The organism is Limnofasciculus baicalensis BBK-W-15 (assembly GCF_024178385.1).
GTDB classification, from domain to species: domain Bacteria; phylum Cyanobacteriota; class Cyanobacteriia; order Cyanobacteriales; family Coleofasciculaceae; genus Limnofasciculus; species Limnofasciculus baicalensis.
In genome coordinates this window covers 1-7314 of sequence record NZ_JAMZMM010000028.1, presented here as the reverse complement: position 1 = coordinate 7314, position 7314 = coordinate 1, and the positions used below count along the sequence as shown (strand labels likewise).

The 7314-nt window shown below is 39.6% G+C and carries 4 protein-coding genes; 1 reads left to right on the top strand and 3 read right to left on the bottom strand.

All coding sequences use genetic code 11. The features are described 5' to 3' along the window. Positions 1 to 10 precede the first annotated feature (10 nt). Complete coding sequence (gene xth / locus NJ959_RS04750; protein ID WP_254010604.1) at positions 11 to 808, bottom strand: exodeoxyribonuclease III; 798 nt, start codon at positions 806 to 808, stop codon at positions 11 to 13. Between the two features lie 313 nt (positions 809 to 1121). Then, positions 1122 to 5057, bottom strand: a complete 3936-nt coding sequence (locus tag NJ959_RS04745; RefSeq protein WP_254010603.1) for a tetratricopeptide repeat protein — start codon at positions 5055 to 5057, stop codon at positions 1122 to 1124. Positions 5058 to 5189: 132 nt separating this feature from the next. Between NJ959_RS04745 and NJ959_RS04740 the strand changes: the two genes are divergently transcribed. Beyond that, positions 5190 to 6389: a homocysteine biosynthesis protein gene (locus tag NJ959_RS04740; RefSeq protein WP_254010602.1), complete on the top strand. Its 1200-nt coding sequence runs from the start codon at positions 5190 to 5192 to the stop codon at positions 6387 to 6389. A 505-nt stretch (positions 6390 to 6894) separates the two neighbouring features. On the opposite strand, the gene NJ959_RS04735 is transcribed toward NJ959_RS04740, so the two are convergent. After that, positions 6895 to 7314 (bottom strand): tetratricopeptide repeat protein (locus NJ959_RS04735; protein ID WP_254010601.1); only part of this gene is annotated, 420 nt, incomplete at its 5' end.

The following is a 7314-nucleotide window of genomic DNA, read 5'->3' as shown; positions in this document are numbered from 1 at the left end:
TCACCCTAATTCAATCTATCCCAATTTCCACAATCACAGGAGCATGATCGCTAGGTTTCTCCAATTTCCTAGGCTCTACATCAATCCAACAATTTGTTGCCTTTTCATAAAGGTTAGGGGTTAAATAATGAATATCAATTCTCCACCCGTGATTGCGAATAAAACCACTGTGACGATAATCCCACCAACTATAGTGTCCCCCTTCTGATGTAAATTTGCGAAAGGCATCTGCTAATCCTATTTCTAAAACATCTTGTAAGGCTGCTCTTTCACGAGGGGAAGCGGCAATAGATTTTTCTTTATTTTTTGGATCGTGGATATCTCGGTCATCTGGGGTAATATTAAGATCGCCACAGACACAGAGATTATGGGGTGGTTTGGCTAAGTGCGATCGCAAATATTCTTTTAATACTTTCATCCATCGCAGTTTATATTCATATTTTTCACTCCCAACTTCAGAGCCATTAGGAATATAAAGGTTAACTATCCTAATTCCATCTAAAATTCCGGTAATTACCCGCTTTTGTTCGTCAAAATTTTCTACTTTTTCGCTACCTAATAGGGGAGTAAATCCCGTACTGACATCTTCTAAAGGTTTAAGACTGAAAATAGCTACACCGTTATAGGATTTTTGTCCAGAAATATAGATATGATAACCGAGAGACTCAAATTGCGATCGCGGAAAATCCTCATCGACTACTTTTGTTTCTTGGAGGCAGAGTACATCTACAGGATTAGCTTTTAACCAATTAGCGACTATTTCTTTGCGGGTGCGAATTGAATTGACATTCCATGTGGCGATTTTCATCTTTTATTTTTAGAGGTAATGGGTAATGGCATAGCTCATCTCTATCCCGCCTGTCAGCCGCAGGCAAGATGCCTGCTCTACGAAGAGGTGTATAAGGATGGGGAATAGAATATTTTACAATTTATTTGGACTCCCTAACAGATCAGTTATTTTACACCTTACAACTTATTACCAATCAGAATAAATGATGCCCAGCTATTTTTTGTAGGGTGGGCACTCGCCAAGATAACTCGAAAAGCCTAAAATTACGTTAGTGGGGAGTGCCCACCCTACAGTTATTGACATTGGTGCAAGTTATTCGTTATTTTCCACCTTACAACCCATTACCAATCAGAATAAATGATGCCCAGTAATAAGGATGACTAAATTGATTTTCTACCTGAGATGGCAAACTACTATCATTTCGTGGCACTATCCCCAAGCCACGCTCTTCTGATAAACCAGAATAATCTCCAGTAATTAAGGCAATTTGTGCTTGCTGTAAAGCCTCTGCTTTAGTACTATTATTATTAGTTAAGGCAGTATAAAAGCCATTCATTAAAACTTGCGTACCCCCATCATCTACTGTCCACAAAGATGCCATGGCTGCTTTTGCCCCTCCTTGCTGCATTAGATAGCCAAAACCCAAAATTTCTCTCCCATCTCCTAAATTTCCACCTAATCCAGTTTCGCAGGCAGAAAGTACCACTAAATCGGTGTTAGTTAAATCCCAAGTTTCCACATCGCGGAAATTAGCCCTATCTCCATTACCAAATAATATAAAAGATTCCTCTGGTTGACCTGTCACAAAAGCAGCGTGAGTGGCAAAATGGAGAATAGAATAATCTTTTATATGGGCTAATATTTCCGACTTACTGAAGTTGGAGTCTAGGATTTGGGTAGTATCGGGAACTGTCTTTGCTAGGTTTTCTACTTCTTTCCCGGCAAAGGGCAATCCACTAAAGCTAAAATTGCTATCTCCAATCTGAAAATTATAGTTACCTTGGGTAAAAGCCCCTGCTAAAATCTTCATGGATTTGGGTTTACTATCTAAATTAGTGAGGCTAACTGCGGTTATATTATTGATACAGTATTTTTGTACTAACCATTGATTCCCGTCGTATAAAGCTGCTAGGGGAATGTAACGGAGTTGCCCATCTGGTGCATAAATTATCGTTTTAGCATTAGCTTCTGTGAGGGCTGTTTCTATGGGTTTAATCAGCCAATCATAAAGTTGTTTTCCAGTAGTTTGGGCTGGTTTGATAGATATTTTTTTATTGGGTTGAGTCAAAGCAGAGCGAAATTCGGCAATAGCGCGATTAATCTCTTCTTTTTTAACAGCAACAGTGCGATGTATGGGAGGTGAGTAGGGAGTAACTAGGACTAATTCTAAGCGCTCTTCAAGAATAAGAGGATAAAGGATAACGGCATCTTGTCCCATTTTTTTGAGGTCATTTTGGAGTTTAATTAGGGTTTGGGGATTTAGGTTTTCTCCGCCTGTATTTTGGTTGAGTTGTTGAACGATATTGGTAATTTCTGGGGAGTTGATGAAGTTGAGATATTCTCGCTGATTTTCTAGTTGTAGGGTTTCTATTTCTAGGCGGCGCTTTTCTTGGGCAGGGGTGCGTTTTTGTGGGGAAATATTTTTGATTTCTGCTAATTCCTTGCCCAGTTGAATAATTTGGGTTAGTTTGCTATTATATTGTGTGAGTAGTTCCTGTTCTTTTGGTAGATAATTAATACCTTTTTCTGTTTCTTCGTTGCCGCGCACGTTGCGGAGGTAGTCGTCTAATTCTTGAATTTTGAGTAAGTCGAGTACTTGTTGAGCTTCTAGTACTCTGTCTTGTTTGAGGAGGAGATTTGCTAATGTGCGATAATCATCAGCAACCGTTTCGATGTAAGATTGTTGAAGTTCTTGGTCAAGTTCCTTGATATTATCGCGAATAACTTCTCTAACATTGACTGATTGTTTGAAGAAAACAATCGCTAATTCTGGTTCCTTCTGTTTCTCTAGTAAGTAACCGATATTTTTGAGGATGTATCCTTCACCTTCCTTTGCACCTATTTCCTGGGCAATTACCAAGCCTTGTTGAAGGAAATCTAAGGCTAATTTGTTCTGCCCTAGCTTATCGTAAGCTTGACCAATATTATTGACAATTACCATGGTGGATTTCTTATCGCCTAATTGTTGATTAATGGTTAAAGCTTGCTGAAATAAATCCAATGCTAATTGGTACTTTTCTGTTTTGAGGTAAACTTTGCCAATATTGTGGAGTGTTGCTCCTTCCAGTATTTTTTTTTCACCGCTCATGGTTTTGATAATTCCCAGAGCTTCTTGATAAGAATCTAAGGATAACTTGTACTCTCCTAATTTAGAGCGAACATTCCCAATTGTATTGAGAATACTCACTTCTCCCGCCTTATTGTCAAGTTTTTTGCTGAGTGCTGAGGCTTGTTGATAGAATTCTAAAGCTTTGTCATAGTCTCCCAAACTACTGTAAACTAGCCCAATATTGTAATGAATTGCTCCTGTATTTTCAAATACATTTTTGGGAATTGCTAAGGCTTGCTCAAAGAAATCCAATGCTAACTTGTACTCTCCCATGTTACTGTAGACTAGCCCAATTTGATTAAGACTTGTCCATTCTCTCTGCTTATTACCAACTTCTCTAGCAATAACTAAAGCTTCCTGTAATTTACTGAGAGATACTGTATATTCGCCTTGTTTGAACTCCTCAACACCTTCTTGGTAGAGTCGAATTTCCTGTGCTTCTTTCACTGTTGTAGGGGACTTTGGCAGAATCGAAGGTTCAAGATTCAATGTCATCGGCAACGTGGTTTTGCTTAAACTTGGCTCCTCCCCAATTTCCGACTGAATGGCTAAGGCTTGCTGATAATAATCCCGTGCCTGTTGAGATTTGCCCAAACTATCGTAAGTAGCGCCAATATTATTCAGAGTTACCCCAGTAAAAACTCTGACTCCTTTGCCAAGTTTCTGAAAAATTGCCAATGCTTGTTGGTAAGAATTCAGTGCTGGCTGATATTTCCCTAACTTCTGGTAAGCTGCCCCAATATTATTCAGAATTACCCCAACAGCTTTCTTGTCATCCAATTCCTGCTTATTATCTAATTCCTGGAAAATTACCAAAGCCTGTTGGTAGGAATCGAGCGCTTTTTGATAATCTCCTCCCTTGTCGTAAACTACCCCAATATTATTGAGACTTACGCCTTCACCCTCCCTATCATTAATTTTACGAGCAAATGCTAAAGCTTGTTGGTAAGAATCAAGAGCATTCCGCTCATTTCCTGAATCATAGTAAACTAACCCTAGATTATTGAGAGAGCCTCCTTCACCAAACATCCGAATCAAAAAACTTATTTCCTTTGCCCGTTTAAAGGAATCAATCGCCTGTGAATACTCTCCCATTTTCCGGTAAACTATCCCCATTTGGCTGAGAATTGCCCCTTGCTCATCAGTATCGCTGTTAAGTTTTTGATAAATTGCCAAACCTTTCTGAAAATAATCCAATGCCTCCTGATACTTTCTTAGCTCCTTAGCAACTAACCCCGTATTGTAGAAAAGGGTTGCTCCTCTAGCGTAAGAAGGTGGTATTTCTTTATCAGGGCAATTAATCAATTCCTGTTGAATCGCCAAGGATTGCTGATAATAATCAAAAGATTCCTGATAATCTTCCCATCTTTGGTAAACTCTGCCAATTCCTTCGAGGATTATTCCTTGCCAAGCGTGATTGTTACAACCAGTGCTTTCCTCTGTGCCATCACTCTGTTGCTGTGGAATTTTTGCAGCTTGCTGGTAATAATTCAATGCCTCCTGATATTCTCCTTGCTTATCGTAAATTTTTCCAATTCTGTAGAGAGTGATTCTTGCCCCAGCAGGATTTACCTCCCGTTGAATTACCAAAGCTCTTTGATAGTAATCCAATGCCTGTTGATACTCATTCCTACTGTTGTAAATTAACCCTATTTGGTGGAGGGTTTTCCCTTTCCCCAGCTTATCGTCTATTTCTTGATAAATTAATAGAGCTTCCTCAAATTTACCCAATGCGCCGCCAAAGTTAATATCGTCATACTCCTTGACACCTTCTTCAAGTAACCTATCAGCTTCAGCTTTCTTATCTTGAATAGTTTGCGCCTCAACCACAGTCGGTGAGAAATGAAATATAGGAGGTAACAGAGGAGGTGTCACCACCAGGAGGAAAGCAGAAAGTAGCAAAATACTAAATTTGACCATTCTACGATGTAGAGACATGAGGAAATTCTCCCTTAACGACGAGTGTAAATTACTAGGTTAATCCTATCTATCTCTCAAGGGATAACACTTATGCAGGCTCTCCTCAAATTAAGGTAAAATATCGATATTGAACTGAAATAATTCATTATTGTGCGTACAATTGCTCAAATTAACGAAAAAATCCTCTCACGCAGTGCTGTAGTATGGACGGTGGAAGAGGTAAAAGCACGAATCGCCGATATGGGTGTGACTCAGATTGCCAAGGAAGTGGATGTCATTACCACTGGCACTTTTGAACCCATGGAATCTTCCGGTGCTATTATCAATTTAGGACATACTGATCCTCCAATTAAGATTCGCAAATGTTGGCTGGATGGTATCTCCGCCTACGCTGGTTTTGGGGCGGTAGATTTGTATTTGGGAGCAACTCAAGAAGTAGATTCCATCGGGATAGATGACATTCCAGATGTTGAGGAAGCTAAAGAAAGAGGTGGGGGACATGTTATTGAAGATCTAATTGCAGGTAAAGCCGTACATTTACGAGCAATTGGACAAGTAACAGATTGCTATCCCAGAGCATCTTTTGAAACAACAATTACCCGCGAGACAATTAACCAGTTTTATCTATTTAATCCGCGCAATCTCTATCAAAACTTTATTGTCGGTGTCAATGGTGGAGATCGCCCATTATATACTTATCTCGGTAATCTTCAACCAAGATTAGCTAATGCAGTTTACTCTAATCCCGGTGCAATTTCTCCCTTATTTAACGATCCAGATCTTAAATTAATTGGGATCGGAACTAAGATTTTTATGGGTGGAGGAATCGGCTATATTACATGGGAAGGTACTCAACATTTTCCCTTACAAAAACGTCTTGAAAATCGTACACCAGTTGGTCCTGCTGCTACTTTAGCATTAATTGGAGATGCCAAGCAAATGAATCCCTATTGGGTGCGAGGTTGCTATTTCAAAAATTACGGATCTTCTCTGATGATTGGTGTTGGTGTACCATTGCCTGTTTTAAATGAAGAAGTTGTTAATGCTTGTGCAGTACAAGATAGAGATATTGTCGCACCTATTGTCGATTTCTCTATTCCCAGACGGGTTCGTCCTACTTTTGGCTCAGTTAGTTATGCTCAACTCAAAACAGGTAAGATTAGTATTGATGGAAAATCAGTACGAGTAGCACCTTTGGCGAGTATTTTTCGCTCCCGACAAGTTGCTTTGGAATTAAAAGAATGGATTGATAAGGGTGAATTTACTCTGACTCAACCTGTTGAATCAATTCCCATGGATAGAGCTTTTATTCCTCAAGATCGATCCGCTTCTCAAATTATGTTAGATTAAATAAAGTAGGGTGGGCGATGTCCACAATTAGCTCTCAGGTTTGAGATTCTTTTCTGGACATGTCTAATCTGGTTGAGTTGCCAAAACCGCCAGTGGTTAAAACCACTGTCTCATAGCTAAAGTCGTCTAAAGACGACTGAATAATATATACAGAGGTTACCACTGTTATGAGGTGCAGTAGCAGTAATTTTAAGGTAAGTGAGGTGCAGAGAAACCCGGTTTCTCAAAGAAACCGGGTTTCTGAGGTGTACTTCATAAACCTGCAATCTGCTGTATTATTAGTCCATTTCAACTGAGATCTTGCACCAGTTTCAATAAGAGGCGGAGCCTCGGTATTCTCGTTCCCAGGTTGAACCTGGGAACGAGGGTTGGGAGGCTCTGCCTCCCTGCTGTTGAGAATGGTGCAAGATCTCAGATGTAACGAATAGATAATCAAGAATTCCCATAATTAATCCATTACATCAACAACTTATCCGTTACATCCGTTACCAAATCCGCTGCCAAATTATTCCCACCCACTCCAATTATCCCGCAGGATTTGCAGATTATTACGGATGGTAATAGTATTGGGATGATTGATGCCTAATGTTCGTTCCGCAATCTCCAAAGCTTGCAAATACAAAGGTTCAGCTTGGTCGTACCTTCCTTGACTATAGTATAATGATGCTAAATTATTCAAACTAGAGGCGACAGCGGGATGGTTTTCTCCTAGTAAGTGTTTCCTCAATTCTAATGATTCTTTATACAAAGGTTCAGCTTCGTCGTACCTTCCTTGATTATAGTATAATCCTGCTAAATTATTCAAACTAGTGGCGACAGCGGGATGGTTTTCTCCCAGTAAGCGTTTCATCAATTCTAATGATTCTTTATACAAAGGTTCAGCTTCGTCGTACCTTCCTTGATTATAGTATAATCCTGCTAAATT

Excerpts from the sequence above, each read along its gene's own strand:
- xth (WP_254010604.1), bottom strand. The coding sequence starts at position 808 with ATGAAAATCGCCACATGGAATGTCAATTCAATTCGCACCCGCAAAGAA.
- NJ959_RS04745 (WP_254010603.1), bottom strand. The coding sequence starts at position 5,057 with ATGTCTCTACATCGTAGAATGGTCAAATTTAGTATTTTGCTACTTTCT.